Genomic DNA, 26,084 nt, shown 5'->3' with positions numbered 1-26,084 from the left:
CTTGCCCCGCCTGAGCGCCGAGGCGCCCCTTGTCCATCCCGACTGCGAGATCGCCGGCGCCGAGTTCGGCGCCTGGGTCGAGATCGGCCGGGGAACCCGGCTGAGCGACGCGAGTTTCGGCGACTACGCCTATTGCGACCGCTTCTGCGACATCGCGAACGCGGAAGTCGGCAAGTTCGCCAACATCGCGAGCTTCGTGCGCGTCGGCGCGACGGACCACCCGCTCGACCGCGCCAGCCTGCACCATTTCCAGTATCGCTCAGGCGACTACTGGGCCGACGCTGCGGAGGACGCCGACTGGTTCGCCCGCCGCCGCGCGCGCCGCGCCGTCATCGGCTGCGACACCTGGATCGGTCACGCCGCGCAGATCAAGCCGGAGGTGACGGTGGGCCATGGCGCGGTCGTCGCCTCGGGCGCGATCGTGACGAAGGACGTCGCGCCTTACGCCATCGTCGCCGGCGTCCCGGCGCAGCCGATCCGCGCCCGCCTCGCGCCCGATCTCGCCGAGCGCATGGTCGCGCTGGCATGGTGGGACTGGGATCACGCAAGGCTTCGCGCCGCGCTGGAGGATTTCCGCACGCTCGACGCGGCGGGGTTTCTCGCGCGCCATGGCTGAAGCGGGTCTGCGCCGCGAGGTCGTCACGGAAAATTCGCATTGTCGCGCTTGCCAAGGCAGGCGGTTTACAGAGAAATGAGCTCGGTTGTATAGACAATTTGAGCATGGTGGACCCCGGCCGCGATGACTGACGCCGACAGACCCGAGGCCGCCGCAGGCGATCATGCGCCCTACGCTGACGCCGACGCCGCGGCGCGGACCGTGCGCCGCCGCGAGTGGATGGGGCTGCTCGCCCGCGCGCCCGTCGACCGTCTCAAGGCGCTCTGGGCGCCGTTCGAGCCTGCGCCGGCCTTCGGCTGGCTCCGCGCGCCGGAGATCGGCGGCGTCATGGTGCGGGGCAGGGCGGGCGCGTCGGGCGCGCCCTTCAATCTCGGCGAGATGACGGTGACGCGCGCCGCCGTGCGGCTGGAGTGCGGCGCCGTGGGCCACGCCCATGTGCAGGGCCGCGACCGGGACAAGGCCCGCATCGCCGCGCTCGTCGACGCCCTGATGCAGACCTCGCGCAGCGGCGAGGTCGAGGCGGCGCTGCTGGCGCCGCTCGCCGCGGAGGAGACCGACCGCAGGCGCGCCCGCGCGGCGCGCGCGGCGGCGACCAAGGTGGATTTCCTGACCCTGATGCGGGGAGAGGACGCGTGACCGACGCCATGCTCACCGGCGGTTTCGCCGACCCGCCGATAGAGGCCGCCCGCGCCTTCCGCGCCGCGATGGAGGCGATGGCGCGCCCCGGCTCGGTCCACCGCGTCGCCGGCGCCCGCCCGCCCGCGCCGCTGTCGCCGGCCGCCGGCGCGCTGATCCTGACGCTGTGCGACGCCGACGCGCCGCTTTGCCTCGTGGGCGCCGCCGATACCGGGGAGGTGCGCGGCTGGGTCGCCTTCCACACCGGCGCGCCCATCGTCGGCCGCGGCGCCTGCGCCTTCGCGGTCGGGAGCTGGGAGGATCTCGCGCCGCTCGACGGCTACCCGGTCGGCACGCCCGAGTATCCCGACCGCTCCGCGACGCTGATCGTCGACGGCGCCGACCTCTCGCAGGGGGCCGGCGCCGGCGCTGCGCGGCTCTCCGGGCCGGGGCTGAAGGACGCCGCCTTCCTGCGCCTGCCCGACGTCGCGGCCTTCGGCGCCAACGCCGAACGCTTTCCGCTCGGCCTCGACGCCTTCTTCGCCAGCGGCGACCTGGTCGCGGCCCTGCCGCGCTCGACCTGCGTGGAGGCCGCCTGATGTACGTCGCGGTGAAGGGCGGCGAGCGCGCCATCGACGCCGCCCACGCCTGGCTCGGCGAGGAGCGGCGCGGCGACCCCGCCGTGCCGGAACTCGGCGTCGCGCAGATCCGCGAGCAACTCTCGCTGGCCGTGAACCGCGTGATGGCGGAAGGCTCGCTCTACGACCCCGACCTCGCGGCGCTGGCGATCAAGCAGGCCCGCGGGGACCTGATCGAAGCGATCTTCCTGATCCGCGCCTACCGCACCACGCTGCCGCGCCTCGGCGTGAGCCGCCCGGTCGAGACGGCGGCGATGGCCTGCGACCGCCGCATCTCGGCGACCTTCAAGGACGCGCCGGGCGGGCAGGTGCTGGGCCCGACCTTCGACTACACCCACCGCCTGCTCGACTTCCGGCTCGCCGCCGACGGCGCGGCGCCGCAGGCCGGCACGGCGCCGCCGCGAGAGGGGCCGACGCCCCATGTCGCGGGCTTTCTGAACCGCGAGGGGCTGATCCAGCCCGAGCCGCGCTCCGACGACCCGCCGCCCGACCTGACGCGAGAGCCGATGGAGCTGCCGGCCTGCCGGGCGCTGCGGCTGCAGGCGCTGACGCGGGCCGACGAGGGGTTCCTGCTCGGCCTCGCCTACTCCACCCAGCGCGGCTACGCCCGCAACCACGCCTTCGTCGGCGAGCTGCGCATCGGCGCCGTGGCGGTGGAGATGGACATCCCCGAACTCGGCTTCGCGGTGGAGATCGGCGAGATCACGCTCACCGAATGCGAGACCGTGAACCAGTTCACCGGCTCGAAGACCGAGCCGCCGCAGTTCACCCGCGGCTACGGCCTCGTCTTCGGCCAGTCCGAGCGCAAGGCCATCGCGATGGCGCTGGTCGACCGCGCCCTGCGCTGGGCGGAGCTTGGCGAGGAGTTCGTCGGCGCGCCCGCCCAGGACGAGGAGTTCGTGCTGATGCACGCCGACAACATCCAGGCGACCGGGTTTCTGGAGCACATCAAGCTGCCCCACTACGTCGATTTCCAGTCCGAACTGGAGCTCGTGCGCCGCCTGCGGCGCGACGTGGCCGCCGCAGCCGAGGAGGCGGCGGAATGAGCCCGCGCCCCGCGCCTCAGTCGTCGTCGCGCCGACGCTGCACCCACGCGATGCGCAGCCACACCGCGATGGCGACCGGGATCAGCCAGACCAGCAGGGGCACGCCGAAGAGCGTCTGCGCATCATACGGGATCAGCGTCATCGGCATGCGTCCTCGGACCGTCGATAGGGGGGTCGCATGACCGCCACGGACTACAACTTCGCGTATCTCGACGAGCAGACCAAGCGGATGATCCGCCGGACCATCCTCAAGGCGCTCGCGATCCCCGGCTACCAGGCGCCCTTCGCCAGCCGCGAGATGCCGATGCCTTACGGCTGGGGCACCGGCGGCGTGCAGGTGACGGCGGCGGTGCTGACGCCGGAGGACCGGCTGAAGGTCATCGACCAGGGCGCCGACGACACCACCAACGCCGTCTCGATCCGCCGCTTCTTCGCCCGCACCGCAGGCGTCGCCACCACCGAGGCGACGACGGAGGCGACAGTGATCCAGACGCGCCACCGCATCCCCGAGACGCCGCTGACCGAAGGCCAGATCCTCGTCTACCAGGTGCCTATCCCTGAGCCCCTGCGCTTTCTCGAACCGCGCGAGACCGAGACCCGCAAGATGCACAGCCTCGAGGAATACGGGCTGATGCACGTCAAGCTGTATGAGGACATCGCCCGCCACGGCGCCATCGCCACCGCCTACGCCTACCCGGTGAAGGTGGAGGGCCGCTATGTGATGGACCCCTCGCCGATCCCGAAATTCGACAACCCCAAGCTCTGCTCCCCGGCGATCCAGCTTTTCGGCGCGGGGCGCGAGCAGCGCATCTACGCCCTGCCGCCGCACTGCAGCGTGGTCAGCCTCGATTTCGAGGATCACCCGTTCGAGCCAAGCAAGGCGGACGCCGCCTGCGGGCTCTGCGGCGCGACCGACAGCTATCTCGACGAGGTCATCACCGACGACGAGGGCGGGCGCATGTTCCTTTGCTCCGACACCGATTATTGCGCCGGGCGTCAGGCGGCGGGCCATCGCGGCGCGGCGCAGGAGGACGCGGCTTGAACGCGCCAGCGCCTGTCGTCGCCTCCGACGCGCCGCTGCTCAGGGTGCGCGGGCTGGAGAAGCGCTACGGCGCGCGCATCGGCTGCGCCGCGGTGAGCTTCGACCTCTGGCCCGGCGAGGTGATGGGCATCGTTGGCGAGAGCGGCTCGGGCAAGTCCACGCTGCTCGGCTGCCTCGCGGGGCATATGGCGCCGGATGCGGGCGAAGTGCTGTTCGACGTCGGCGGGGTTCTGCGCGACACCGCGCGCATGGCCGAGGCGGAGCGCCGCCGGCTCGCCCGCACCGACTGGGCCTTCGTCCACCAGCACGCCCATGAGGGGCTGCGCATGGGCGTCAGCGCCGGCGGCAATGTCGGCGAGCGGCTGATGGCGGTGGGGGCGCGCCACTACGGCGACATCCGCGCGCAGGCGCTCGACTGGCTGGGCCGGGTGGAGATCGCCGCCGACCGCATCGACGACCGTCCGACGGCCTTCTCGGGGGGGATGCGGCAGCGGCTGCAGATCGCGCGCAACCTCGTCACCGGGCCGCGGCTGGTGTTCATGGACGAGCCGACCGGCGGGCTCGACGTCAGCGTGCAGGCGCGCCTGCTCGACCTGCTGCGCGGGCTGGTGCGGGAGATGGGCCTCAGCGCGATCATCGTGACGCATGATCTGGCCGTGGTGCGGCTGCTGGCCGACCGGCTGATGGTGATGAAGGACGGGCTTGTGGTGGAGCAGGGACTGACCGACCAGGTGCTGGACGACCCCCAGCACGCCTACACCCAGCTTCTCGTCGCCTCCGTGCTGCAGGTGTGAGCGCCATGATCGAGATCGACGGGCTCTCCAAGACCTTCACGCTTCACAATCAGGGCGGCGCGGTCATCGAGGTGATGCGCGGCGCGGCGCTGCGGGTCGCGCCTGGCGAGTGCGTCGCGCTGACCGGGGCCTCCGGCGCCGGCAAGTCCACGCTGATGCGGATGATCTACGGCAACTACCGCGCCGCCGCCGGCCGCATCGAGATCGACGGGCTGGATGTCGCGCGCGCCTCGCCTCGGGAGATCCTCGCCCTGCGCCGGCGCACGCTCGGCTACGTCAGCCAGTTCCTGCGCGTGGTGCCGCGGGTGCCGACGGTCGACGTCGTGGCCGAGCCCTGCCGCGCGGTCGGCCTCGACGCAGAGGCGGCGCGGGAGCGCGCGCGGGCGCTGCTGGCGCGGCTGAACATCCCCGAGCGGCTATGGGCGCTCTCGCCCACCACCTTCTCGGGCGGCGAGCAGCAGCGCGTGAACATCGCCCGCGGCTTCGCCCACGAATACCCCGCGCTGCTGCTGGACGAGCCGACGGCAAGCCTCGACGCCGCCAACCGCGCCGTGGTGCTGGCCCTGATCGAGCAGGCCAAGGCGCGCGGCGCAGCCGTCGTCGGCATCTTCCACGACGCGGCGGCGCGGGTGCAGGTCTGCGACCGGGAGATCGACGTCTCCGCCTTCAGCCCCGGCGCCGCGGCGTGAGCGGCGAGGGGCGCGACGGAGACGGGGCCTGCGGAGACGGGGCGCGCGGAGGTTCCGGGTCTGGAGGATCGGCGCGCGAGGATGAGCCCCACGGCGGCGAGGCGACCGGGAAGGCGCGCGAGGAGCAGCCGCCGGTCCCGCGCGGGCGCCTGATCGCGGTGGTCGGCCCCTCCGGCGTCGGCAAGGACAGCGTGATCGCCGGCCTCGTCGCGGCGCGCCCTGACCTCCACCGTGTGCGCCGCGTGATCACCCGGCCCGAGGGCGCCGGCGGCGAGCCGTTCGACGCCGTGACGCCGGAGCGCTTCGCACAGTTGCGCGATACGGGACGGCTTGCGCTGTGGTGGGAGGCGCACGGGTACTGCTACGGCCTGCCGGCGCGCATGGCGGCGGTGCTGCAAGCGGGCGGCGACGCCGTCGCAAACCTCTCGCGCGCGGCGCTGCCGGAGGCGGCGGCGCGCTTCCGCCCGCTCGTGGTTCTGGCGCTCGACGCCGACCCCGCGCGCCTCGCCGAGCGGCTGGCGGGAAGGGGGCGGGAGGACGCCGCCGCCATCGCCGGCAGGCTCTCGCGCCGCGCACCGCCGCCAGTGCTGGCCCCTGCGCTCGCGCAGGCCGACGCGGTGATCGCGCTCAGCAATGACGGCGCCCTGGGGGAGACGGTCGCCGCCGCGCTGGCGGCGCTCTTTCCCGAGACGGCGGGCGCGGCGTGACCGGCCCCGCCGCCTCAACCGCCGCGTCAGCCCCCGCCCGCTCCGCCGCCCAGCGGCGCGCGCAGGATCTCCCGGAAGCGGCCGTCCTCGCCCTCGCCGAGCAGGGTCAGCGCGTCGATGGCGAAGGGGGCCGGCAGCACGGGCGCGAGATATGCGGCCAGCGCCTCCCGCGCGGCGTCGATTCCGTCCGCCGCCAGCGGGCCGGTCAGCGTCATGTGGAAGCGGAACTCCTCCATGACGAAGGGGTAGCCCCAGCGCGCCAGCAGCGCCTCCTGCGCCGGCGTCAGCCCGGCGGCGCGGCGGCGCGCGAGCTCGGCGGCGCCCGGCGGCGCGCGGAACCCGTCGAGCCCCGCCACCGTCGCCGCCGCCAGTTGCGAGAGCGCCCCCGTCTCGCCTGCCGGACGCAGCGCGACGAAGGCCCCGAGCGCCGCGACCTCCAGCCCCGCCAGCCGCACCGGCGCGAGGCCCGCGCAGTGTGCGCGCAGCGCCTGCGCAAGGTCGTCGGCCGAGGCCCCCTCGGCCAGCGCGAAGGGCGCCTTGACGGTGCCGTGGAAGCCGTATCTCCGCGGCGCCGCGGTGATCTCCGCCACCGGCGCCGGCAGGCCGTCGAGCGCGGGATGGCGCCGCTCCCGCCCCGCCGCCGCGTCCCAGCCGAGCCACGCCGCCGCGGCCTCGGCGAAGGCGCCAGGCGACGGCGTGACGAATACGGCGTAACGGCGGAACTTCATGGCGCGGCTTCCCCCTCGCGACGCCTCCGCCTTTCCCTCGACGAAAGCCAGCGATGACATCCGACCTGATCCTCGCCAACGCAACCCTCGTCCTGCCGACCGAGACGTTGCGCGGCGCCGTCGTCGTGCGCGACGGCGCGATCGCCGCGATCGACGCGGGCCCCGCCGTCCCGCCCGGCGCCATCGACTGCGAGGGGGATTTCGTCGCGCCGGGGCTGGTCGAGCTGCACACCGACAACCTCGAACGCCACATCGCGCCGCGCCCCAAGGTGGAGTGGCCGCACGAGGCCGCGATCATCGCCCATGACGCCGAACTCGCCTCGACCGGCATCACCACCGTCTTCGACGCGATCCGCGCCGGCTCGGTCGCGACGGACGGGGTGCACGGCTACGAGCGCTACGCGCGCCGCGTCGCCGACGAGATCCTCGCGCTGCGCGCCGCCGGCGCGCTCAAGATCAGCCACCACCTCCACCTGCGCGCCGAGATCTGCTCGGAGACGCTGGAGGAGGAGCTGGCGGAGTTCGGCCCGGAGGACCGCATCGGCATCGTCTCGATGATGGACCACACGCCCGGCCAGCGGCAGTTCCGCGACGTCTCGAAGTTCGCCGACTACCTGCGCGGCAAGCACAGTCTCGGGGAGGCGGGGATCGAGAAATACTTCGACCACCTGCGCGGCCTCTCGGCGCGGCTGGGGCCGCGGCACGAGGCTGCCACGGCGGCGGCGGCGAGGCGCTTCGGCGCCGCGCTCGCCAGCCACGACGACACCACGGCCGAGCAGGTCTCCGCCTCGCAGGCCCATGGCGCGCGGCTCGCTGAGTTTCCCACCACGCGGGAGGCGGCGGAGGCCTGCCGCCGCGCCGGCATCGCCGTGATCATGGGGGCGCCGAACCTCGTGCGCGGGGGCTCGCATTCCGGCAACGTCGCCGCGCAGGCGCTGGCCGAGGCCGACCGCCTCGACATCCTGTCGTCTGACTATGTGCCGGCGGCGCTGCTGATGGGGGCGACGCGGCTCGGCGCGATCTGGGGAGACATGGCGCGGGGGCTGGCGGCGGTGACGGCGGCGCCCGCCGCGGGGGCCGGGCTGACCGACCGCGGCAGGCTCGAGCCCGGCCTGCGCGGAGACCTCGTGCGTTTCCGGATGCGCGGCCTCGCCCCGGCCCTGCGCGGGGTGTGGGCGCAGGGCCGGCAGGTGGCGTGACGCCGTGGCGGGGCCGGCGGGCGGCGTGACGGCGAAGGACGCGACGCAGGGGCCGCCGCGGCTCAGCGCCCGCCGTCGACCGTGGCGCGGGAGCGCGCCAACGCCATCTGGCCGTTCCAGCGCGCCGCCCAGTCGAGCTGGGTGAAGCCGAGCTTCACCGCCGCGATCTTCTCGGCGGCCTCCAGCCTGCTGTAGTCCTTCTTCGTCGGGGCGGGAAAATCCTCCGGCGCGCGCCGGTCCCATGTCGCCATCTCCCAGCCGACCGCGGTGAGCTGCGCCTGCTCGAAGCCCGACAGGCTGTTCCAGTTGCAGCGCAGCAGCTCGTCGAGCAGCCGCCGCTCGAAGAAGCCCGGCGCCCGCACCAGATAGCTCACAACCTGGTCCTCGCGCAGCAGCACGAAATGCAGGCCGAAGCAGAAGGTGGCGTTGGGGATGCCGGCGAGGAAGCTCTGCTTCTCGGGGTCGGTCCCGGACTCGGCGGCCTTGCGCTCGCGCCTGCTCGCCAGAAGGTCCTGCAGCGACAGGCACAGGCCGTAACCGCCCTCCGCGGTGCGCGAGTTGAACTCCGAGTAGGTTCCGTAGGGGCCCTTCATCTTCACGTTGCCGTCCGACGCCGCCTCGAAGCCGTAGCTCTTGCCGCCGCGCGACAGGCCGACCTCCAGCGTGTCCTTGGTCTCGCCGGTCTCGACGTTGACCTCGCGCTTCAGCTGCGCCGTGCCGGCGGACCTCAGGCCGGGGATGGTCACCCCGCCCGGGCCGACGGCCGCCTCGACCGTGCGCTCGGTCTTCTCCAGATAGCCGTCGGTGCCGATGTCGAAGTTGAAGCTGACCTTGCCGGTTCCGCCGCCCACCGGCGAGTTGACCGCGCTGGCGAACTCGAACTTGGTGCGGAAGAACATCGAGCCGGAGGAATGGCGGTTCTCCAGCTCCGCCAGCTTCTCCGACACCGCCTTCCAGGCCCGGAACGACGATTCGCTCTGGTCGCCCAGCAACTGCAGCGCCTGCGCGCGCGTGGCGCCGGCGGGTGTGGGGAAGATGTAGGGTTGCATCGGCGGGCCTAGGTCGTGCAGCGCCTGCACCGTCGTCACCGCTTCGACCCCGTCCACGTATTCGCTGATGACGCTGCGATAGGCGGCGTTCGCGGCCTGCGCCGTCATGCGGTTGCGGGCGTGGACGCGGGCGTTCACGGCGCCGTCGGCGGGGTAGTTCTCCAGCAGCCCGCAGCCGCCCAGCAGCGCCGCGGCGCCGCGACGGGGCTCGTTCTCCGGATAGAGGTAGAATACGCCGACCTTGGGGTTCAGCGACCGCTGGAGGTCGATGAGCTTCTGCTGCTGGTCGGCGCCGACGACGATCTCCTGCAGCGTGTCGACATCGTCGAGCTGGTTGAAGTCGCTGAGCGGCTGCGAGCGGGTCTCTAGGTCGAAATAGACCGGCTCGGGCCGGCCCACCTCGAACGCCGCATAGGCGCCATAGGCGTTGCGCGCCGTCACCGTGCGCCCGTCCGGCAGCGTCACGTCGCCGGCGTAGACGAGGGAGGTGTCGATCTCGAAGGTCGCCTTCTCGGTGAAGCTGCCGCCCGAGACCTCGCCGACGTAAAGCGTGCTCCCGCGCGCCACCATCAGATAGTAACCGCGGCCCGAGCCCGCCGTCGGGTGGCGGTCCTTCAGCCACTGGTCAAGGGTGAGGAAGAAGTCCTCGCCGGCCAGCGGCGCCGCGAACACGTTGTCCACCGCCATGTGGACGGCGCGATGGACGAAGGCGCCGGCGGCGCGGTCGCTGTCCGGCCCGCCGTCGCCGGCCTCGGTGTCGCCCTCGCCGGACACGCCCGAGACGGCCTGCGCGGCCTCGCGGTCGGCCGGGGTGCGGCCGTAGCGGCGGCGCAGCGTGTCGCGCTCGGCCAGTGTCGGGTCCGCCGTGACGCCGGGGACGAGGATGCTGGAGAGCGCGCGCCGCACCAGCAGCGGGTCGAGCCGCGCCTCAACGAGTTCGGTCGCGCCCACCGGTCCTTCGTTGCTGTCGGCCTGGTCGGCGGCGCCATAGGCGTCGACGAAGAAATGCGCGCGGTCGCCGCTCTCGTGGAACACGTCCACCGGCCCGGTCAGCATCAGCGTGTCGGTCCAGTAGCCTTCGCCGTCGGTCGTGACCGGGATCTCGACGCCCTCCACCGTCACCAGCGTCAGCGACACGCCGCCGACGCGGTAGCCGAGCGCGTCGACCGTCTGGAGCTCCAGCTTCACCGGCCGCTCGACCGATTCGCCGCGGAAGATGTGGACGGTCTCCGTCGCCAGCCCGTCGGCGCCGAACGGCCAGGGCAGGAACATCATCCCCGGGTCGTCCTCGCCGGTGAACCAGTAGTTCCCGTTGGCGTCGGCGTTCGTGCAGCCCACTAGGTCGCGAAGCTGGCGGTTGATCTGCTCCGGCTCCTTCACGCCGAAATTGAAGAAGGCGAGTTCGTCCCAGGTCAGCCCGACCTGCTCGGCGAGCCCCACGAGGTCGTCGCCGTCCTGCACCTTGTGCTTGGTGATCTCGGCGAAGGCCCTGGGCGCCCAGGGCATCGCCTCGGCGCGGGTCTGGTTGGGGTCCTCCGCCGGGGTCTGGCCGGGGCGCGGCTCGGGCTCGGGCGTCTGGCTCGCCGTGACCGGCGCGCCGGCCTCGGCCGAACTGGTGAGGTGGAAGGTGTCGGAGATCGTGCGGCCCTCGATGGGCGTGTAGATCGCCCAGGCGCCCGGCGCGGCGGGGCGGATCTCGATCACGCCCTGCGCGTCGCTCGTGGCGCGCCGTTCGGCGCCGTTGGGGTCCATCACCACGGCCTCGACGCCGGCGAGCGGCAGGTCGCCCTCCTTCGCGAGGAACTGGAACTTGATCCAGCTCAGCGGGCAGGGCTGCACAGGCTCCTCGGCGGGCGTCGGGTCGTCGCCCTCCAGCGCGCCGCCGGCGGCCACATAATGGTCCATCCATTCGGTGCGATAGGCGGCTTGGTCGGCGCCGTCGCCTATGGGGATGCGCGCGCCGTCCGCCGCGATCATCTCGGGGTGCGCCGCGTAGAAGGCGTCGTTGGCGGCCGAGACCGCGGCGGGGTCGAGCGGGCGCTTCGCGACGCGGCTCATCCACGGGCCTCCCGCATCAGCGCACGGTCCTCGATCAGCGAGAGGCGCTCGTCGGGCGTCAGCGCGCTGTCCTCCAGCACCGCCGAGACCCAGGGCAGCGACGCAACGTCCGCGCCGTGGGTCGCCCGCAGCCGGGCCCAGGCGCGGATCCGCCCGCGGGTCGTGAGGCCGAGGGCCTGCGCCTGCTCGATCGCGGCGGCGGCGAAGGCCTCGGGGCCCCCTTCGCTTTCGACCGCCTCGGGGTGGTCGCGCGCGGTCGCCTCCGCGATCTCCGCCGCAAGCTTCCTGCGCCCGGCCGAACTCAACGCGGCCACTACGTCGCCCGATACGCGCAACATTCAATTCCACTCCGATTCGCTTCGCCTTCAGGCGTTTGAGACACCATTGCTGCGTCTGCGTCAGCCCGCTGCGTCGCGCGTCACACCCCCTTTCGCCAATTCGCCGCCCGCCCGCCGCGCAGGGCGGCGGGCCCACAATCGAGGCGGGCGAGGAGGGCCGCGCATGCGCCCGGCTTTGTGGGGTCGCCGGGAGCGGGCCTGCGGCGGGGGTCGTCAGCGGCCGGCGGCGACGCCGTCCCGACGCGGGTCGGCGCCGCCGGTCAGCCGCCCGTCCGGCCCGACGACGATCATCGACAGCCCGCTCGTCATCGGCGCGACGCGCGTCTCATGCCCGCGGGCCTTCAGCGCGGCGGCCAGCGCCTCGGGGTCGTAGCCGGGCCAGACAGTCTCGCCCGTCGCCTCCACCTCCGTCGCGCCGTTGCGGTTCTGGACATGGGGCGCGCTGACGGCGGCCTGCGCGTCGAGCCCGAAGTCGAGCGCGTTCACCAGCGCGCGCGCCGTATAGCCGATGATCCGCGAGCCGCCCGGCGAGCCGGTCACGACGCTGAGCGCGCCCTCGGCGTCGAAAACGATGGTGGGCGACATCGAACTGCGCGGCCGCTTGCCCGGCTCGACCCGGTTGGCGACCGGATCGCCGCTTTCGTCGACGGGCGCGAAGGAGAAGTCGGTCAGCTCGTTGTTGAGCAGGAAGCCGAAGCCTGGAACCATCACGCCGTTGCCGAAGGACGACTCCACCGTCGTCGTCATCGACAGCGCGTTGCCGAAGCGGTCTATGATGGAGACGTGGCTGGTGCCGCTGTCCTTCGCCCGCACATGCGCGCCCGCCGCCGCGGCGCCCGGCGGGTCGCCCGGCGCCGCCGCGCCCATGTCGCGCTCCCCGATCAGCGCCGCGCGCGCCGCGAGATAGCCGGGGTCCAGCAGCCCCGCCACCGGCACGGGGACGAAATCGGCGTCGGCGACGTAGCGGTTTCGGTCGGCGAAGGCGAGCCGCCCCGCCTCGGCGAACAGATGCAGCGCGCGCTCGCCGAGCGGGTCGTCGCCGAGATCGAAGCCCTCCAGCATCCGCAGCATCTGCCCCACGGCGACGCCGCCCGAGGAAGGCGGGCCCATGCCGCAGACCGTCCGCCCCCGATAGCCGACGCAGACCGGCGCGCGCGCGATCACCCGGTAGGCGGCGAGGTCGTCGAGGGTCATGTCGCCGGGTCGGTTGGGGTCGCTCCGCACCGCCTCCACCACCGCCCGCGCCACCGGCCCCGCGTAGAACCCCGCCGCGCCGCGCCGCGCCAGCCGCCGCATCAGCCGCGCGTAGGCGGGGTTGCGCAGGATGGTCCCCGCCGGCTTCGCCGCGCAGGCCGTCGCGTCGCCCTCCACGAAATGGGCGAAGGCGGCGGGGTCGCGGAAGAACAGCCGGTCGGCGCAGCTCGCGTTTCGCTTCAGCAGGCCCTCGACCTGATCCGCGGTGCGCCCGCTCAAGGGGAAGCCGGCGAGCGCGAGGCGGCGGGCGGGGGCGAAGACAGTGGCGCGGGGCAGGCGGCCCCAGCGGTCGTGCGTCGCCTGCATCAGCGCCGGCACGCCGGGCACGCCGACCGACAGGCCGCTCTGCCAGGCGTCGGCGAATTCCAGCGGCGCGGCGACGGCGTCGAGGAACCGCTCCGGCGTCGCCGCCATCGGCGCCGTCTCGCGGGCGTCGAGCGTCACCAGCGCGCCGTTCGCGCCGTCGCGCCAGAGCGCGAAGGCGCCGCCGCCGATCCCGCTCGACTGCGGCTCGACGAGGCCCAGCACCGTCTGCGCCGCCACCATCGCGTCCGCCGCCGTCCCGCCCAGCCGCAGCATCAGCGCGCCGGCCTCGCTGGCGAGCGGATGCGCCGTCACCACCATCTCCCGCGTCGCCGTCGCGGCCTCGGGGAGCCGGGCGGCGTCCCGCGCGGCGACGCCCTGCGCGAAGGCGGGGAGCGCGACGGCGAGGGCGGCGAGCAGGGCGAGGACCGCGGCGCGGCGCGGCGTTCTCAGGGTCGCTTGCATGGGCTGGCTCCCGCTCCGGCGCCCCCGCCTGCCGGGGGCCGTCGGGGTCGAGCATGGCGCGAAGCTTCGGCCCGGTCGAGGCCTCGGGCGCCAGGGCGGCGCGGCGTCAGGGTCTGGGCGCGAGGCCGAGCAGGAAGCCCGCGGTGCAGGCGATCACGGCGTCCAGCAGCGCCGGTTCGCCCACGGCGCCGAGGTCGTGCCCGCCCGCCACGGCGACCGCCGTCGTCGGCGCCGCGCGCGCGGCCGCCAGCGCCTCGGCCCGGGCCGGCCCCTGCGCGGCGAGCATGTCGCGCGCCCCGCTGACCGCCAGCAGCGGCGCCGCGATGGCGACGGCGTCCGCGGCGGGGTCGGCGGCGGCGACGCCGGCGAAGAAGCCGGGCCGCAGCCCGGTTCCCGCCACCTGCGCGCCGCCGGGGCCCTCCGCCGCGGCGGCGAACCCGGCGTCGAGCGCGTCGCCGAAGATCGCGCGATAGGTCTCGCGCGGGGCCAGCACCGGGTTCCATAGCGCCACGCGGTCGAAGCCGCCCTCGCGCGCCGCCTTCAGCGCCACCAGCCCGCCCTGGCTGAAGCCGAGCACGCCGAGCGGCGCGCCCTCCCGCCCGACCGTCGCCGCGAGGAAGTCGCGGGCGCGCAGGGCGTCGCGCGCCTGCGTCTCGAAGGTCGTGTCGGCCCAGGCACCGTCGCTCTCGCCGGAGCCGATGAAGTCGATGCGCAGCGAGGCGACGCCGCGTTCGGCGAAGGCGCGCGCGGCGCGGGCGAACATGCCCTCGCCGCCCTGCACCGGGAATTCGTCGCGCGCGCCGGTGTAGCCGTGCAGCATCAGCGCCAGCGCCGCCGGCTCGACGCCTTCGGGCCGCGCGAAGGTGGCCGCGATGCGGCCGTCCGGCGTCTCGATGCGCAGCGTTCGCTCCGCCGCGGCCGCGTGGCGCGCCGGCGCCGGCGGGCAGGCGTCGAGCCCGGCGCCGGCGGCGGCGCCCGTGGAGAGGAGGAAGACCATGACCGCCCGCACCGCCCTGCCGCTCAGCCGCTCGGCCGCTCGGTCTCTCGGCCGCTCAGCCGCGCCGGCGCGCGCGTCCGGGCGGCGGCGCGCGTCGCGCTCATTCTTCGCGCAGCGCCTGCACGCGCGCGGAGACCCAGTCCCCCGGCGCGGTCAGGCCGGCCGCCTCCGCCCACGCCGCCAGCGCGTCGGCCGCGTCGATTGCGGCGAGCGTCGTCGCCTCGGGCAGGCCCGCGTCGCGCGCCCACCCGCCGGGCACGCGCGGATTGAGCGACAGCGCGACCAGCAGCGCCAGCGCCAGCGCCGCGGCGGCGCGGCCAACCGGCAGCGAGGCGGGCGGCGTCTCGGGGGTCGGTTCCGCCATGGTCGGCGCTCCTTAGAACTGGAAGTAGATGAAGGGCGTCACCTCGGCGGGCGCAAGGAAGCCGATCAGCGCCAGCAGCAACCCCGCGACCAGCCCCAGCGCCGGCCATGGCGGCGCCGAGAGGGCGCGCGCGGCGCGCTCGGGCGCCTCGGGCGGCGTGAAGTGCAGCGCCACTCCCAGCGCGATCAGCCCGGCGACGAAGCCGCCCGCCAGCTCCGGCGGTTGCTCCCAACGCGTCAGGCCGGCGAGGAAGTCCCAGAACAGCGGCAGCGACTCGCTGCGAAACAGCACGAAGGTCAGCACGACGAGATGGAAGGTGACGAAGATCGCCGCCGCCCGGCCCGCCCGGCCCGAGGGCATCGGCGGCGCCGCCCGCGCCAGCGCCCGCTCCGCCACCAGCAGCGCGCCGTGCAGCGCGCCCCACAGCACGAAGGTCCACGCCGCGCCGTGCCACAGCCCGCCCAGCAGCATGGTCAGGAACAGGTTGCGCGCCGTGCGCCCCGCGCGGCCGTGCGAGCCGCCCATCGGCTTGTAGAGGTAGTCCCGCAGCCAGGTCGACAGCGAGATGTGCCAGCGCCGCCAGAACTCGCGCATCGACGCGGCGCGGAACGGCTGGTCGAAGTTCTTCGGGATTGCGAAGCCGAGCAGCGCCGCCAGCCCGATCGCCATGTCTGAATAGCCGCTGAAATCGCAGTATATCTGCACCGAATAGCCGTAGGCGGCGAGCCACAGGTCCGCCGCGCCGTAGAAGGAGGGGTCGAAGAACGCTTCGTCCACGAGATCGGCGGCGATGTAGTTGGCCAGAACCAGCTTCTTGAACAGGCCCGAGAGGATCATCACCGCCGCGAAGCCGGCAGCCACGCGCTCCGGCCCCGGGGCGGGCGTCAGCCGCGCGCGGATCTGCGGCAGCAGCGCCGAGGCGCGCACGATCGGGCCGGCGACGAGCTGCGGAAAGAGGCTGAGGTACAACAGCACTTCCACCGCCGGCCGCGACGCCGCGATCTCGCGCCGGTGCACGTCCACCACATAGGACAGGCCCTGGAACGTGAAGAACGAGACGCCCACCGGCAGGATCAGCCCCGCGTAGGGCATCCCGCCCTCGAAACCTGCGGCGCGCAGCAGGGCGTTCAGCCCCTCGGCGAAGAAGTCGAAATACTTGAACGTCGCCAGCACGCCGAGGTTGGCCGCGACGGCGCCGGCGACGACCGCCCGCCGCGCGCGGCCCTCCCGCCGCTCCAGCGCCAGCGCCGCGGCCCAGTTGAACAGACCGCTTCCCAGCAGCAGGAAGGCGAAGCGCCAGTCCCACGCCGCGTAGAAGACGAAGCTGGCCGCCGTCAGCGTCCAAAGATGCAGCGTCGGCCGGCCCCGCGTCGCCCAGGCGGCGGCGAAGGCGCACAGGAAGAAGGCGGCGAAGCCGGAGGTATGGAACAGCACGCGCGGGCCGCCGCGTCAGCAGCCGTCGGGCCGCGTCGCGCCGGGTATGTCCACCATGAGCTTGCAGGCGATCAGGATCTCGCCTTCGCGGGTGAAATGCACGCCGTCCTCCTCGCGCGCCACGCGCATCCGCCCCTTGGCGTCGGGCAGGGCCGTGGCGTAGCGCCCGCTCGCGTCCTGCGTCGCCTCCCACAGCGGGTGGAACGCGGCGCCGTTGGCCAGCGCGCGCGCCTCGTAGATCGCGTTCAGCCGCGCCAGCTTGCGCGCGAAGCTGTCGCTGCGCGGGATGGGCAGGCCCACCCAGACGACCCGCGCGCCGTGCTCCTTCAGCTTGGTCAGCATCGCGTCGACCCGCGTCTCGTACTCGGCGGCCCAGGCGTCGTCGTCGAAGGCGAGCACGCGGTCGGGAAGCAGCATGCGCTGGGCGTCGTTGGCGCCGAACGAGACCACGGCGACGTCCACCCGGTCCCGCTCCAGATAGTCGCCCAGCGTCGCCTCCCAGTCGAGAAAGTCGTCGCGCGTCAGCCCCGAGGACGGATGCACCCAGCACGACACCCGGAAGCGGTCGTCGCCGCGCAGGTGTCGCGTGATACCCCTGCAGTAGTGGCGGGCGATGCTGTCGCCGATCACCGCTATGGAGGTCGCCTGCGCGGCGTACGCGCCCTGCGGCGCGGCGACGGCGAGCGCGGCCGCCGCCGCCAGCGACCATGCGAGCGCGCGCCAGCGTCGACCCGCGGAGGCCCGCCCGCGCCGGACGAGAGCCGCCCGGAACGGGCGCGTCCAGACGCGTCCCGCCGGCGAACCGCCAGCAGCGCGCTCGCCTCTCCCGATACGGTTCATCCGCACGATCGCCTTCATTTGCGACAACCTCGGTCCGCGCGCAGCGCAGCGCGGCGCAATGGTGATGAGCGTTCCGGGCGCGTGCAAGCGCGAAGCGCCGCCCAGACTGCCCGCATGGATAGCGCACATGACCCCGACTGGCGAGACCCGCGCGGCGCGCCGCGGTCGGGGCGTGTGCGCGCGGGAGCGTGCGCGGCTGCGGGAGCGTTGGCGTCACATGCGCGTGAGCCGCGTAACGTCTCGCCGGGGCGCGTCGAACAGTCGGGGTGAGACAGTCGGCGTGAGGACGGGCCGAAGCGCGGCGCCGGAGCCGATGACGAGGCGGATGACGGAGCGGATGACGGAGAGATCCATGCGCCACTTCCTGCGCGGCTTGGCGGTCGCCGGCGCCCGATGCGCAGCCGCAAGCTGCTGCGGGAAGCGCGGCTTCGACGCGCCGTCCCGCCTCGACGGGGAGCAGGCGCCCCTCGTTGGGCGCCGTCCGGCGCCCGCGCCGGGCGGGGCGACGATCGCTGCGATGCGCAGGCGCGCGGCCGTCGCCGGCATGACCGGCCGCGCCCGCTTCCTCGCCGAGGCGCCGCGCCTTTCGCCGCGTTGCGACGACCATCGCGCCTGCAAGGCCCGGAACGGCGGGGCGACGCCCGGCGACTGGCGGGGCGACGCAGCCACCCGGGCGGCGTGCGGGCAGTCCGTGGCGCGCTCCGCTGCGCCGACGGCGTTCGCGGGGCGGGTCGCCGGCGCGCCCGCCGTCGACGCGCCGCCCGCCGTGGCGGCGGCGGCGGACCATGCGATCACGAGCAGGGGCGCCGCGCGTCATGCCGGCGCCGCCTGACCTCGGGCCGCCCAGCCTCGGGCCGCCCAGCCTCGCGGCGTCTCACCTGCGCCGGTGCGGCGTCGACCCGGCGGACCCTGCCGCATCGCCTGCCGCGCGCGAGAGCCTCGCCGCCATGGCCGCCGCCGCGCTCGACCCCGCTCGGCCCGGCCCGCCCGACCCGCGCTTCTCGGTCCATCGCAACAACGTCGTGGCGGGCCTCATAGCGGCGCTGGGCGAGACCTTTCCGGCGGTGCGGCGTCTGGTCGGCGAGGGGTTCTTCGCCGCCGCCGCCGCGGCCTTCGTCCGCGCCCATCCCCCGCGCTCGCCGGTGCTGCTGCGTTGGGGCGGCGCTTTCGCGGGCTGGCTCGCGGCGTTTCCGCCCGCCGCCGGACTGCCGTGGCTGTCCGACGTCGCGCGTCTGGAATGGGCGCGCTGCGAGGCGTTCCACGCCGCCGACGTCGCCCCGGTCGGCGCCGCCGACGTCGCCCCGGTCGGCGCGAAGGCGCTTTCCGCGCTCGACCCGGGCGCGCTGGCGTCGGCGCGCCTTGTCGCGCACCCGTCGCTGCGGCTCGTCGCGTCGCGCTTCGCCGTCGCGAGCCTCTGGGCGGACGTGACCGGCCCGCGCCGCGGCCTCGCCGACCTCGGCCGGCCCGAGACCGCGCTCGTCGTCCGCCCTGACTGGACCGTGGAGACCCGCGCGCTGCCGGCGCCCGCCGCCGCCTTCCTCGCCATGGTCGTCGAGGGCCGGCCCTTGGGCGAGATCGCCGCGGCGGGCGTCGGCGGAGGGCCGGGTGGCGCTCCGGCCTTCGACCTCGGCGAGCAGCTCGCCGCCGCCTTCGCCGCCGGCCTCGTGGTCGCCGCGGCCCGAGGCGGCCCCTGACGCAGCCCATTCAAGGAGATCCGCCATGGACCGCATGATCGACGCGCTGGAGACCGCCGCCGCAGCCGCCGCCGCCGCCGGGCGGGCGGTGGAGGACGCGCTGGAGGGCTGGTTTCTCGGCCTCGCCGCGCGCCTCGCCTTCGCCGCCGTGCTCTTCGGCTACTACTGGAACAGCGCGCTGACCAAGGTGGGCGACGGCCTGTCGGGGTTCTTCGACCTGACCGCCGGCGCCTATGTCCAGATCGTTCCCTGGGCGATGGAGGCGGTCGGGTACGACGATGCGGCCATCGGCTTCCTGCCCTGGGGCGCCCTGGTGGCCGCGGGAACCTATCTGGAGTTCCTGCTGCCGCTGCTGATCGTCGCCGGCCTGCTGACGCGGCTGGCCGCTCTCGGCATGATCGGCTTCGTGGCGGTGCAGAGCTGGGTGGACGTCACCTTCCACGGGGCCGACGCCGCCACGGTCGGGGCGCTCTTCGACCGCATCCCGTCCTCCGTCATCCTCGACCAGCGCCTGCTCTGGGCGTTCCTGCTCTCGGTTCTCGTCGCGAAGGGGGCCGGCGCGGTCTCGCTCGACCATGCGCTGAGGCGCGTTCTCGCGCCCCGGTTGCGGGCGCAGGCGGGTTGAGCGTCGGCGGGGCGTGGATCATTAAGTTTCGCCCCCGCGCCCCATCGCGAAACCTTCTTGCCGAAGTCTTGCGCCTTGCCTAGTGTGCGGCGCAGCAACGACCGGCGTGGAGGGTTCGAGATGACGACGCGAGACAAACCGTGGCTGTTCCGCACCTACGCCGGGCACTCGACCGCCGCGAAGTCCAACGAACTCTATCGCGGCAACCTCGCCAAGGGCCAGACCGGCCTCTCGGTCGCCTTCGACCTGCCGACGCAGACCGGCTACGACAGCGACCATGTGCTGGCGCGCGGCGAGGTCGGCAAGGTCGGCGTTCCGATCGCGCATCTGGGCGACATGCGGACGCTGTTCGACCAGATCCCGCTCGACCAGATGAACACCTCGATGACGATCAACGCCACCGCCGCCTGGCTGCTGGCGCTCTACGTCGCCGTCGCCGAGGAGCAGGGGGCCGACGTCTCGAAACTCACCGGCACGGTCCAGAACGACATCATCAAGGAATATCTTTCGCGCGGCACCTACGTCTTTCCGCCCGAGCCGTCGCTGCGGCTGATCTCCGACATCGCCGCCTACTGCTACAGCGACGTTCCCAAGTGGAACCCGATGAACGTTTGCAGCTACCACCTGCAGGAGGCCGGCGCGACGCCGGAGCAGGAGCTCGCCTTCGCCCTCGTCACCGCCTGCGCGGTGCTCGACACGGTGAAGGCGCGCGGCGCGGTCTCCGACGAGGATTTTGCCGGCGTCGTCGCCCGCATCTCCTTCTTCGTGAACGCCGGCATCCGCTTCGTCACCGAGATGTGCAAGATGCGCGCCTTCGTCGACCTGTGGGACGAGATCTGCGAGACGCGCTACGGTGTGACCGACCCCAAGCTGCGCCGCTTCCGCTACGGCGTGCAGGTCAACTCGCTGGGCCTTACCGAGCAGCAGCCCGAGAACAACGTCTACCGGATTCTCATCGAGGCGATGGCGGTGACGCTGAGCAAGCGCGCCCGCTGCCGGGCGCTGCAGCTTCCCGCGTGGAACGAGGCGCTGGGCCTGCCCCGGCCCTGGGACCAGCAGTGGTCGCTCAGGCTCCAGCAGGTGCTCGCCTACGAGACCGACCTGCTGGAGTTCGACGACCTCTTCGACGGCAACCCGGCGGTGGACCGCAAGGTTGAGGCGCTGAAGGAGATGGCGCGCGCTGAGATCGCCCGCATCGACGAGATGGGCGGCGCTGTCGCCGCCATCGACTACATGAAATCGCGGCTGGTCGAGAGCAACGCCCTGCGCCTCAAGGGCATCGAGACCGGCGAGACCGCGGTGATCGGCGTCAACAGGTTCACCACCACCGAGCCCAGCCCGCTCACCACCGGCCCCGACGCCATCATGGTGGTCGATCCCGAGACCGAGGCCGAGCAGATCGAGCGCCTGAAGGCGTGGCGCGAGGGCCGCGACGAGGCCGCCGCGCAGGCCGCCGTCGCAGCTTTGAAGGCCGCCGCGCGCGAGGGCGCCAACATCATGCCGCTCTCGATCGCCGCGGCGAAAGCGGGCGTGACCACCGGCGAATGGGGCGCGGCCATGCGCGAGGTCTTCGGCGAGTACCGCGCGCCCACCGGCGTCGGCAAGGCCGCCAATGTCGGCGCCAAGGGGCTGGACGCGGTGCGCGAGAAGGTCGAGGCCGTCTCGGCCCGGCTCGGTCGGCGGCTGAAGTTCCTCGTCGGCAAGCCGGGGCTCGACGGCCACTCCAATGGCGCCGAGCAGATCGCCGTGCGTGCGCGCGACTGCGGCATGGAGGTCGTGTACGAGGGCATCCGCCTCACGCCCGCGCAGATCGTCGGGGCGGCGCTGGAGGAGTCGGTGCATGTCGTCGGCCTCTCGATCCTCTCCGGCTCCCATGTCCCGCTGGTGCGCGAGGTGATGGAGCGGATGCGCGCCGAGGGCATGGACGACGTGCCGGTGGTGGTCGGCGGCATCATCCCCGACGTCGACGCCGAGACGCTGAAGGGTTTCGGCGTGGCGAAGGTCTACACGCCGAAGGACTTCGACCTGACCCGCATCATGACCGACATCGTGACGCTGGTGGCCGAGGAGAGCCGCGAGGCGGCTTGAGCCATTTGCGCCGACGCCATGACGGTATTGGACGCGTTTCACGAGGCCGGCGCGCGCAGGTTGCGCAGCAAGCGTGGCTGGGCGGCCCTCGCCGATGACGGCGGACTGATAGTGACGGTCTGGGAGGATCGTCAGGTTTGTGAGAACGCGATCGCCTTCGCTTTTCTCGCCCATATGGGCGGTGAAGTCGCTGCTGCTGCCGAGGCGTTGGGCATCGGCGGACGCGTCCGGGTCATTCACAAGCTGCGCGACAGAACCAATCCGCATCCCTGCATGGTGTCGCCTTGGCTGTGGGAGATATTCGGCTTGACTGTCTGCCTCGATGGCAGCGGAACGCCGCGGCGGGTTCTCGCCTTGCTGCGGACCGACGAGCGGCGATCCGCCACCTTCTAAACTAGGAGCTGCGCTTGGCGCCGCCGCCTCCACGCGCCATCTCTGCTCAGACGGATCAGGGGAGACCGACCATGGACGACGCGACCCGCACCGAACTGGAGGCCGCCGCCTTCCGCGCGATGCGCGACCACCTGCGCGCGCGCACCGACGTGCAGAACATCGACATGATGAACCTCGCCGGCTTCTGCCGGAACTGCCTCAGCCGCTGGTATCAGGAGGCCGCCGAGGCGCGGGGCGTGCCGATGGACAAGGAGACGGCGCGCGAGCTCGTCTACGGCGAGCCCTACGACCAGTGGCGCGCGAAGCATCAGACCGAAGCGAGCGACGCGCAGAAGGCAGCCTTCGCCAGGAGCCACGCCGAGCACTGAACGAGGGCAGTCCGCCGAAGGCCCAGGACGGGGCGGGACTGCCTCAGGCCGCGGGGCGTCCCGGCCTAGCGCCGGGCCCCCCTGGAACGGCGCGCCTTCCCCGCTGAGCCACGCCGCGCGAGCGTGCTCCAGTCGATCCGCCGGCACAGAGGCGGACCAGCTCGGAAGACCTCTCGCTCCGGAAGCGGGGGCTGCGGCTCGGAGGCCTGGGCCGCGGCCCCTGCGTGAGCCGGCCGTCAGGCCAGCGACGGATCGATCTCCCTGCACGCCGCGACGAGGCCCTGGACGGCGTTCACCGACGTGTCGAACATCGCCTTCTCGTCGGCGTTGAGCCTGATCTCCACGACCTTCTCGACGCCGGCGGCCCCGATCACCACCGGCACGCCGACATAGAGGCCGTTCAGCCCATAGACCCCGTCGCACCACGCCGCCGCCGGCAGCACGCGGCGCTGGTCCTTGAGGTAGCTCTCCGCCATCTGGATCGCGGAGGCGGCGGGGGCGTAGAAGGCCGAGCCGGTCTTGAGCAGCGCCACGATCTCGCCGCCGCCGTTGCGCGTGCGGTCCACGATGGCGTCGATCCTGTCCTTGCTCGTCCAGCCCATCTCGATCAGGTCGGGCAGGGGGATGCCGCCGACGGTGGAGTAGCGCACCGAGGGCACCATCGTGTCGCCGTGGCCGCCCAGCACGAAGGCCGTGACGTCCTTCACCGAGACGTCGAACTCGTCGGCGAGGAAATGCCGGAACCGCGCCGAATCCAGCACGCCCGCCATGCCCACGACTTTCTGCGCCGGCAGGCCGGAGAACTCGCGCAGCGCCCACACCATCGCGTCGAGCGGGTTGGTGATGCAGATCACGAAGGCGTCCGGCGCGTGCGCCTTGAGGCCCTCGCCGACGGCCTTCATCACCTTGAGGTTGATGCCGAGCAGGTCGTCGCGGCTCATGCCGGGCTTGCGCGGCACGCCGGCGGTGACGATCACGACGTCGGCGCCGGCGATGGCGGAATAGCTCGCCGCGTCGGAGGTGGTGGCCCCGGTGAGCTTCGCGTCGAAGCCGTCGACCGGCGCGCTCTCGGCGATGTCGAGCGCCTTGCCCTGCGGCACGCCCTCGGCGATGTCGCACACGACGATGTCGCCCATCTCCTTGAGCCCCGCCAGATGCGCCAGCGTGCCGCCGATCTGCCCCGCGCCGATCAGCGCGATCTTCGCTCTCGCCATGTCACCGGTCTCCCTCGGTTGATGTCGCGCGAGGCATAGCGCCGCGCCGTCGCCAGCGACAGGCGCGCTTTCGCCGCGCCTGCGAACGCCGCAAAGCTTGCGGGGAGGAAACGCCTGTCGCAGGATCGCAGGATCGCCGCGCGACGGCATGATCGGGAGTCCGCCATGGGTCGCATTCCGGGCGCAGGTCTCGCCGCGGTCGTCGGGGCCGCCGCGTTCTTCGCCGCGACGGGCGCTTCCGCGCAGAGCTCGGGCGACGCGGCGGAGCTCGCCAAGCAGCTCGCCAACCCGGTGGCGAGCCTCGTCAGCGTGCCGCTCCAGTTCAACTGGGACGGCGGCATAGGCTCGCAGGACGCCGACCGCTACACCCTGAACGTTCAGCCGGTCGTCCCGATCGACCTGACCGAGGACCTGAACCTCATCTCGCGCACCATCCTGCCCGTCGTGTCGCTGGAGGCGCCCGTGGCCGGCGCCGACGACGCCTTCGGCCTGGGGGACGTCCTCCAGAGCCTGTTCTTCTCGCCGAAGGCCCCGGGCGCGGGCGGCCTGATCTGGGGCGTGGGGCCGGCCTTCCTGCTGCCCACCGCCACCGACGACGCCCTCGGCGCCGGCAAGCTCGGCGCGGGGCCCACCGCTGTCGGCCTGATCCAGCGTGGGCCATGGACGTTCGGCGCGCTGGCCAACCACATCTGGTCCTTCGCGGGGGAGGACGGCGCCGACGTGAACGCAACCTTCGCGCAGCCCTTCGTGAACTACACCACGGCCGGCGCCACGAGCTTCTTCCTCAACACCGAGGCGAGTTACGACTGGGAGGGCGGCGCGTGGAGCGTGCCGATCAACGCAGGCGTCAACCAGCTTGTCGGCGTCGGCGCCCAGCGCATCCAGATCGGCGCCGGCCTGCGCTACTGGGCCGAGGCGCCCGACGCGGGCCCTGAAGGTCTGGGCGTCCGCCTCAATCTGGTGTTCCTGTTTCCAAAGGGCGGCTGAGCCCGGCGCGACGTTCAGGCGGGGGGCGCGCTCGCGCCCGGCCCAAGCGCGCGCTGCATCTGGAGCGTGTCGCGCCAGCCGCCGAGCTTCCAGCCCACGCCGGGCAGCCGGCCGACCTCGGCGAAGCCGAAGCGGCGGTGCAGCGCGATCGAGGCCGGCATCGCGTCGGGGTCGCCGATCACGGCGATCATGCGCCGCGCGCCGGCCGCCTCGCAGCGCGCGATCAAGGCGCCGAGCAGAGCCGAGCCCAGCCCGCGCCCCTGCGCCTGAGGCGCGAGGTAGATCGAGTCCTCCAGCGTGAAGCGATAGGCCGGGCGCGGGCGGTAGTGGGCGGCGTAGGCGTAGCCGAGCAGGGCGCCGTCGACCTCCGCTGCGAGCCAGGGCCAGCCGGCGTCGACCACCGCCCGCCAGCGCGCCGCCATCGTCGCCGCGTCCGGCGCGGTCTCCTCGAAATTGGCCGTCGTCTCCAGCACGTAGCGCGCGTAGATCTCCGTGATTGCGGGGATGTCGGCGGCGGCGGCGTCTCTCGGCGTCGGGTTCATGGCCTGTCCTCGGGGTCGTCCCCTTGCCCGGCCGCGGGCGCCAGCCGCCCGGTCGCCGCCCAGCTCAGGGCATCCTCCATCTGGTCGGCGCCCCAGAAGAGCTCGCCGCCCGCGGCGAAGCTCGGCGCGCCGAAGACGCCGGCCGCCATCGCGGCTTCGGTGTGCTCGCGCAGGCGCGGGCGCAGCGCCCCGGCGCGCTCTGCGAGCGCCGCCGGGTCGAGGCCCGCCTCCCGCGCGCAGTCGGCCAGCACGCCCGCATCGGCGACGTCGCGCGCCTGCGCCCACTGCGCGGCGTAGACCGCGCGCACGAAGGCCGGCCCCTCGGGCCGCTCCAGCGCCGCGATCGCAAGTCGCGCCGCGGGCGCGGAGTTCACCGGAAAGGCCGGCGGGTCGACGCGGAACGCGAGCCCCAGCGCCTCGGCGCGCCGGGCCATGTCGCGCCACATGAAGCGGCCCTTGGCGGGGTAGATGAGGAAGGGCGAGGTCTCCCAGCCCTGCGCCGCGAAGACCGGCCCGAGCAGGAACGGCCGCCAGTCGAGCGCCACGCCCCAGGCGCGCGCCCGCCCCTCGACGCGCATCGCGGCGAGATAGGCGTAGGTGGAGGCGAACTCGAACCAGAAGGTCAGCCGCGGCCGCTCAGCCAACGAGCGCGTCATAGGCCGCCAGCGCCTTGGCCCCGTACATCAGCGACGGCCCGCCGCCCATGTAGACGCAGACGCCCACCGTCTCGGCGATCTCCTCGCGGGTCGCGCCAAGACCCACCAGCGCCTTGACGTGATAGGCGATGCAGGCGTCGCACTGCTTGGCGACGCCGATGCCCAGCGCGATGAGCTCCTTCGCCTTGGGGTCGAGCGCGCCGGCCGCCATCGCGCCCTTCGCGAGCGCCGAGAAGCCCGCCGTCGCCTCCGGCGCAGCCTTGCGCAGCGCGGCGAGCTCGCCGTTGGTGGCGGCGATGAAGCCCGCCCAGTCGATCGCGCCGTCGCCCCCGCCCATCGCG

General features: G+C 73.5%; 30 protein-coding genes. 16 read left to right on the top strand and 14 right to left on the bottom strand.

The features are described 5' to 3' along the window. The first annotated feature begins 1 nt into the window (after window position 1). From BLW43_RS06495 to BLW43_RS06480, 4 genes are all read left to right on the top strand, one after another. Window positions 2-616: an LbetaH domain-containing protein gene (locus tag BLW43_RS06495; RefSeq protein ID WP_093250603.1), complete on the top strand. Its 615-nt coding sequence runs from the start codon at window positions 2-4 to the stop codon at window positions 614-616. Between the two features lie 123 nt (window positions 617-739). Continuing rightward, window positions 740-1,252 (top strand): phosphonate C-P lyase system protein PhnG, encoded by a 513-nt coding sequence (phnG, locus tag BLW43_RS06490; RefSeq protein ID WP_093250601.1) that lies wholly within the window; start codon window positions 740-742, stop codon window positions 1,250-1,252. Then, a complete protein-coding gene (phnH, locus tag BLW43_RS06485; protein WP_245730948.1) occupies window positions 1,249-1,830 on the top strand; it encodes a phosphonate C-P lyase system protein PhnH in 582 nt (193 codons plus the stop codon). The genes phnG and phnH overlap by 4 nt, the downstream gene beginning before the upstream one ends. Continuing rightward, on the top strand, window positions 1,830-2,915 hold the full coding sequence (locus BLW43_RS06480; protein WP_093250598.1) for a carbon-phosphorus lyase complex subunit: 1,086 nt from the start codon (window positions 1,830-1,832) through the stop codon (window positions 2,913-2,915). The genes phnH and BLW43_RS06480 overlap by 1 nt, the downstream gene beginning before the upstream one ends. A gap of 16 nt (window positions 2,916-2,931) precedes the next feature. On the opposite strand, the gene BLW43_RS24570 is transcribed toward BLW43_RS06480, so the two are convergent. Next, window positions 2,932-3,057, bottom strand: a complete 126-nt coding sequence (locus BLW43_RS24570) for a hypothetical protein (protein WP_281243477.1) — start codon at window positions 3,055-3,057, stop codon at window positions 2,932-2,934. Between the two features lie 36 nt (window positions 3,058-3,093). Between BLW43_RS24570 and BLW43_RS06475 the strand changes: the two genes are divergently transcribed. Genes BLW43_RS06475 through BLW43_RS06460 form a run of 4 tightly spaced genes read left to right on the top strand, consistent with a single transcriptional unit; the run spans window position 3,094 to window position 6,147 of the window. Further along, window positions 3,094-3,957 carry an alpha-D-ribose 1-methylphosphonate 5-phosphate C-P-lyase PhnJ gene (locus tag BLW43_RS06475; RefSeq protein ID WP_093250596.1) on the top strand — a complete coding sequence of 288 codons (864 nt, stop codon included), beginning with the start codon at window positions 3,094-3,096 and terminating at the stop codon, window positions 3,955-3,957. Further along, on the top strand, window positions 3,954-4,751 hold the full coding sequence (gene phnK / locus BLW43_RS06470; RefSeq protein WP_093250593.1) for a phosphonate C-P lyase system protein PhnK: 798 nt from the start codon (window positions 3,954-3,956) through the stop codon (window positions 4,749-4,751). Before BLW43_RS06475 ends, phnK begins: the two co-directional genes overlap by 4 nt. Before the next feature lie 5 nt (window positions 4,752-4,756). Beyond that, complete coding sequence (gene phnL, locus BLW43_RS06465) at window positions 4,757-5,440, top strand: phosphonate C-P lyase system protein PhnL (protein ID WP_093250591.1); 684 nt, start codon at window positions 4,757-4,759, stop codon at window positions 5,438-5,440. Further along, entirely contained in the window at window positions 5,437-6,147 is a 711-nt protein-coding gene (locus tag BLW43_RS06460; RefSeq protein WP_342741595.1) for a phosphonate metabolism protein/1,5-bisphosphokinase (PRPP-forming) PhnN, read from the top strand. Before phnL ends, BLW43_RS06460 begins: the two co-directional genes overlap by 4 nt. 26 nt (window positions 6,148-6,173) lie before the next feature. Here BLW43_RS06460 and BLW43_RS06455 read toward each other — a convergent pair whose 3' ends face one another. Beyond that, window positions 6,174-6,875, bottom strand: a complete 702-nt coding sequence (locus tag BLW43_RS06455) for a DUF1045 domain-containing protein (protein ID WP_093250588.1) — start codon at window positions 6,873-6,875, stop codon at window positions 6,174-6,176. A 53-nt stretch (window positions 6,876-6,928) separates the two neighbouring features. On the opposite strand from BLW43_RS06455, the gene BLW43_RS06450 reads away from it, so the two are divergent. After that, the gene (locus tag BLW43_RS06450) at window positions 6,929-8,074 is read left to right on the top strand and encodes an alpha-D-ribose 1-methylphosphonate 5-triphosphate diphosphatase (protein WP_093250585.1); all 1,146 of its coding nucleotides are present in this window, start codon (window positions 6,929-6,931) and stop codon (window positions 8,072-8,074) included. A gap of 62 nt (window positions 8,075-8,136) precedes the next feature. On the opposite strand, the gene BLW43_RS23410 is transcribed toward BLW43_RS06450, so the two are convergent. From BLW43_RS23410 to BLW43_RS23405, 8 genes are all read right to left on the bottom strand, one after another. Beyond that, on the bottom strand, window positions 8,137-11,181 hold the full coding sequence (locus tag BLW43_RS23410; RefSeq protein WP_093250580.1) for a hypothetical protein: 3,045 nt from the start codon (window positions 11,179-11,181) through the stop codon (window positions 8,137-8,139). Further along, window positions 11,178-11,519: a hypothetical protein gene (locus BLW43_RS06440; RefSeq protein WP_139283994.1), complete on the bottom strand. Its 342-nt coding sequence runs from the start codon at window positions 11,517-11,519 to the stop codon at window positions 11,178-11,180. The genes BLW43_RS23410 and BLW43_RS06440 overlap by 4 nt, the downstream gene beginning before the upstream one ends. A 213-nt stretch (window positions 11,520-11,732) precedes the next feature. After that, entirely contained in the window at window positions 11,733-13,541 is a 1,809-nt protein-coding gene (gene ggt, locus BLW43_RS06435) for a gamma-glutamyltransferase (RefSeq protein ID WP_093250572.1), read from the bottom strand. A 106-nt stretch (window positions 13,542-13,647) separates the two neighbouring features. Further along, window positions 13,648-14,538 carry an alpha/beta hydrolase family protein gene (locus BLW43_RS06430; RefSeq protein ID WP_093250569.1) on the bottom strand — a complete coding sequence of 297 codons (891 nt, stop codon included), beginning with the start codon at window positions 14,536-14,538 and terminating at the stop codon, window positions 13,648-13,650. 100 nt (window positions 14,539-14,638) lie between these two features. Then, a complete protein-coding gene (locus BLW43_RS06425; protein ID WP_093250566.1) occupies window positions 14,639-14,902 on the bottom strand; it encodes a hypothetical protein in 264 nt (87 codons plus the stop codon). 12 nt (window positions 14,903-14,914) lie between these two features. Then, window positions 14,915-16,336: an MBOAT family O-acyltransferase gene (locus BLW43_RS06420; protein ID WP_093250564.1), complete on the bottom strand. Its 1,422-nt coding sequence runs from the start codon at window positions 16,334-16,336 to the stop codon at window positions 14,915-14,917. A 15-nt stretch (window positions 16,337-16,351) separates the two neighbouring features. Continuing rightward, entirely contained in the window at window positions 16,352-17,194 is an 843-nt protein-coding gene (locus BLW43_RS06415) for an SGNH/GDSL hydrolase family protein (RefSeq protein ID WP_175478784.1), read from the bottom strand. 195 nt (window positions 17,195-17,389) lie between these two features. Continuing rightward, window positions 17,390-17,530 (bottom strand): hypothetical protein, encoded by a 141-nt coding sequence (locus tag BLW43_RS23405; RefSeq protein ID WP_175478783.1) that lies wholly within the window; start codon window positions 17,528-17,530, stop codon window positions 17,390-17,392. A 163-nt stretch (window positions 17,531-17,693) separates the two neighbouring features. On the opposite strand from BLW43_RS23405, the gene BLW43_RS23400 reads away from it, so the two are divergent. The 6 genes from BLW43_RS23400 (at window position 17,694) to BLW43_RS06385 (ending at window position 22,344) form a co-directional block, all read left to right on the top strand. After that, on the top strand, window positions 17,694-18,008 hold the full coding sequence (locus tag BLW43_RS23400; protein ID WP_175478782.1) for a hypothetical protein: 315 nt from the start codon (window positions 17,694-17,696) through the stop codon (window positions 18,006-18,008). Further along, complete coding sequence (locus tag BLW43_RS06405; protein ID WP_175478781.1) at window positions 17,992-18,870, top strand: HvfC/BufC N-terminal domain-containing protein; 879 nt, start codon at window positions 17,992-17,994, stop codon at window positions 18,868-18,870. Before BLW43_RS23400 ends, BLW43_RS06405 begins: the two co-directional genes overlap by 17 nt. A gap of 34 nt (window positions 18,871-18,904) precedes the next feature. After that, entirely contained in the window at window positions 18,905-19,495 is a 591-nt protein-coding gene (locus tag BLW43_RS06400; RefSeq protein WP_093251574.1) for a DoxX family protein, read from the top strand. Window positions 19,496-19,579: 84 nt separating this feature from the next. Continuing rightward, a complete protein-coding gene (locus BLW43_RS06395; protein WP_281243483.1) occupies window positions 19,580-21,583 on the top strand; it encodes a protein meaA in 2,004 nt (667 codons plus the stop codon). An 18-nt stretch (window positions 21,584-21,601) separates the two neighbouring features. Further along, the gene (locus BLW43_RS06390; RefSeq protein WP_093250546.1) at window positions 21,602-21,976 is read left to right on the top strand and encodes a hypothetical protein; all 375 of its coding nucleotides are present in this window, start codon (window positions 21,602-21,604) and stop codon (window positions 21,974-21,976) included. Window positions 21,977-22,047: 71 nt separating this feature from the next. After that, window positions 22,048-22,344 carry a DUF1244 domain-containing protein gene (locus BLW43_RS06385; RefSeq protein WP_093250543.1) on the top strand — a complete coding sequence of 99 codons (297 nt, stop codon included), beginning with the start codon at window positions 22,048-22,050 and terminating at the stop codon, window positions 22,342-22,344. A 236-nt stretch (window positions 22,345-22,580) separates the two neighbouring features. Here the strand turns inward: BLW43_RS06385 and mdh are convergent, their stop codons facing one another. After that, entirely contained in the window at window positions 22,581-23,558 is a 978-nt protein-coding gene (mdh, locus tag BLW43_RS06380; RefSeq protein WP_093250540.1) for a malate dehydrogenase, read from the bottom strand. 165 nt (window positions 23,559-23,723) lie between these two features. On the opposite strand from mdh, the gene BLW43_RS06375 reads away from it, so the two are divergent. After that, window positions 23,724-24,545: a hypothetical protein gene (locus tag BLW43_RS06375; protein ID WP_093250532.1), complete on the top strand. Its 822-nt coding sequence runs from the start codon at window positions 23,724-23,726 to the stop codon at window positions 24,543-24,545. Between the two features lie 14 nt (window positions 24,546-24,559). On the opposite strand, the gene BLW43_RS06370 is transcribed toward BLW43_RS06375, so the two are convergent. Genes BLW43_RS06370 through BLW43_RS06360 form a run of 3 tightly spaced genes read right to left on the bottom strand, consistent with a single transcriptional unit; the run spans window position 24,560 to window position 26,080 of the window. Then, the gene (locus BLW43_RS06370; RefSeq protein WP_093250529.1) at window positions 24,560-25,087 is read right to left on the bottom strand and encodes a GNAT family N-acetyltransferase; all 528 of its coding nucleotides are present in this window, start codon (window positions 25,085-25,087) and stop codon (window positions 24,560-24,562) included. Beyond that, window positions 25,084-25,731, bottom strand: a complete 648-nt coding sequence (locus BLW43_RS06365) for a 2-hydroxychromene-2-carboxylate isomerase (RefSeq protein ID WP_093251571.1) — start codon at window positions 25,729-25,731, stop codon at window positions 25,084-25,086. The genes BLW43_RS06370 and BLW43_RS06365 overlap by 4 nt, the downstream gene beginning before the upstream one ends. After that, on the bottom strand, window positions 25,724-26,080 hold the full coding sequence (locus BLW43_RS06360; protein WP_093250527.1) for a carboxymuconolactone decarboxylase family protein: 357 nt from the start codon (window positions 26,078-26,080) through the stop codon (window positions 25,724-25,726). Before BLW43_RS06360 ends, BLW43_RS06365 begins: the two co-directional genes overlap by 8 nt. Window positions 26,081-26,084 lie beyond the last annotated feature (4 nt).

It is taken from the genome of Rubrimonas cliftonensis (genome assembly GCF_900107585.1).
In the GTDB taxonomy this organism is placed as follows: Bacteria; Pseudomonadota; Alphaproteobacteria; order Rhodobacterales; family Rhodobacteraceae; genus Rubrimonas; species Rubrimonas cliftonensis.
The sequence above is the reverse complement of the archived record's forward strand: the minus strand, read 5'-3'. Positions and strand labels throughout refer to the sequence as shown.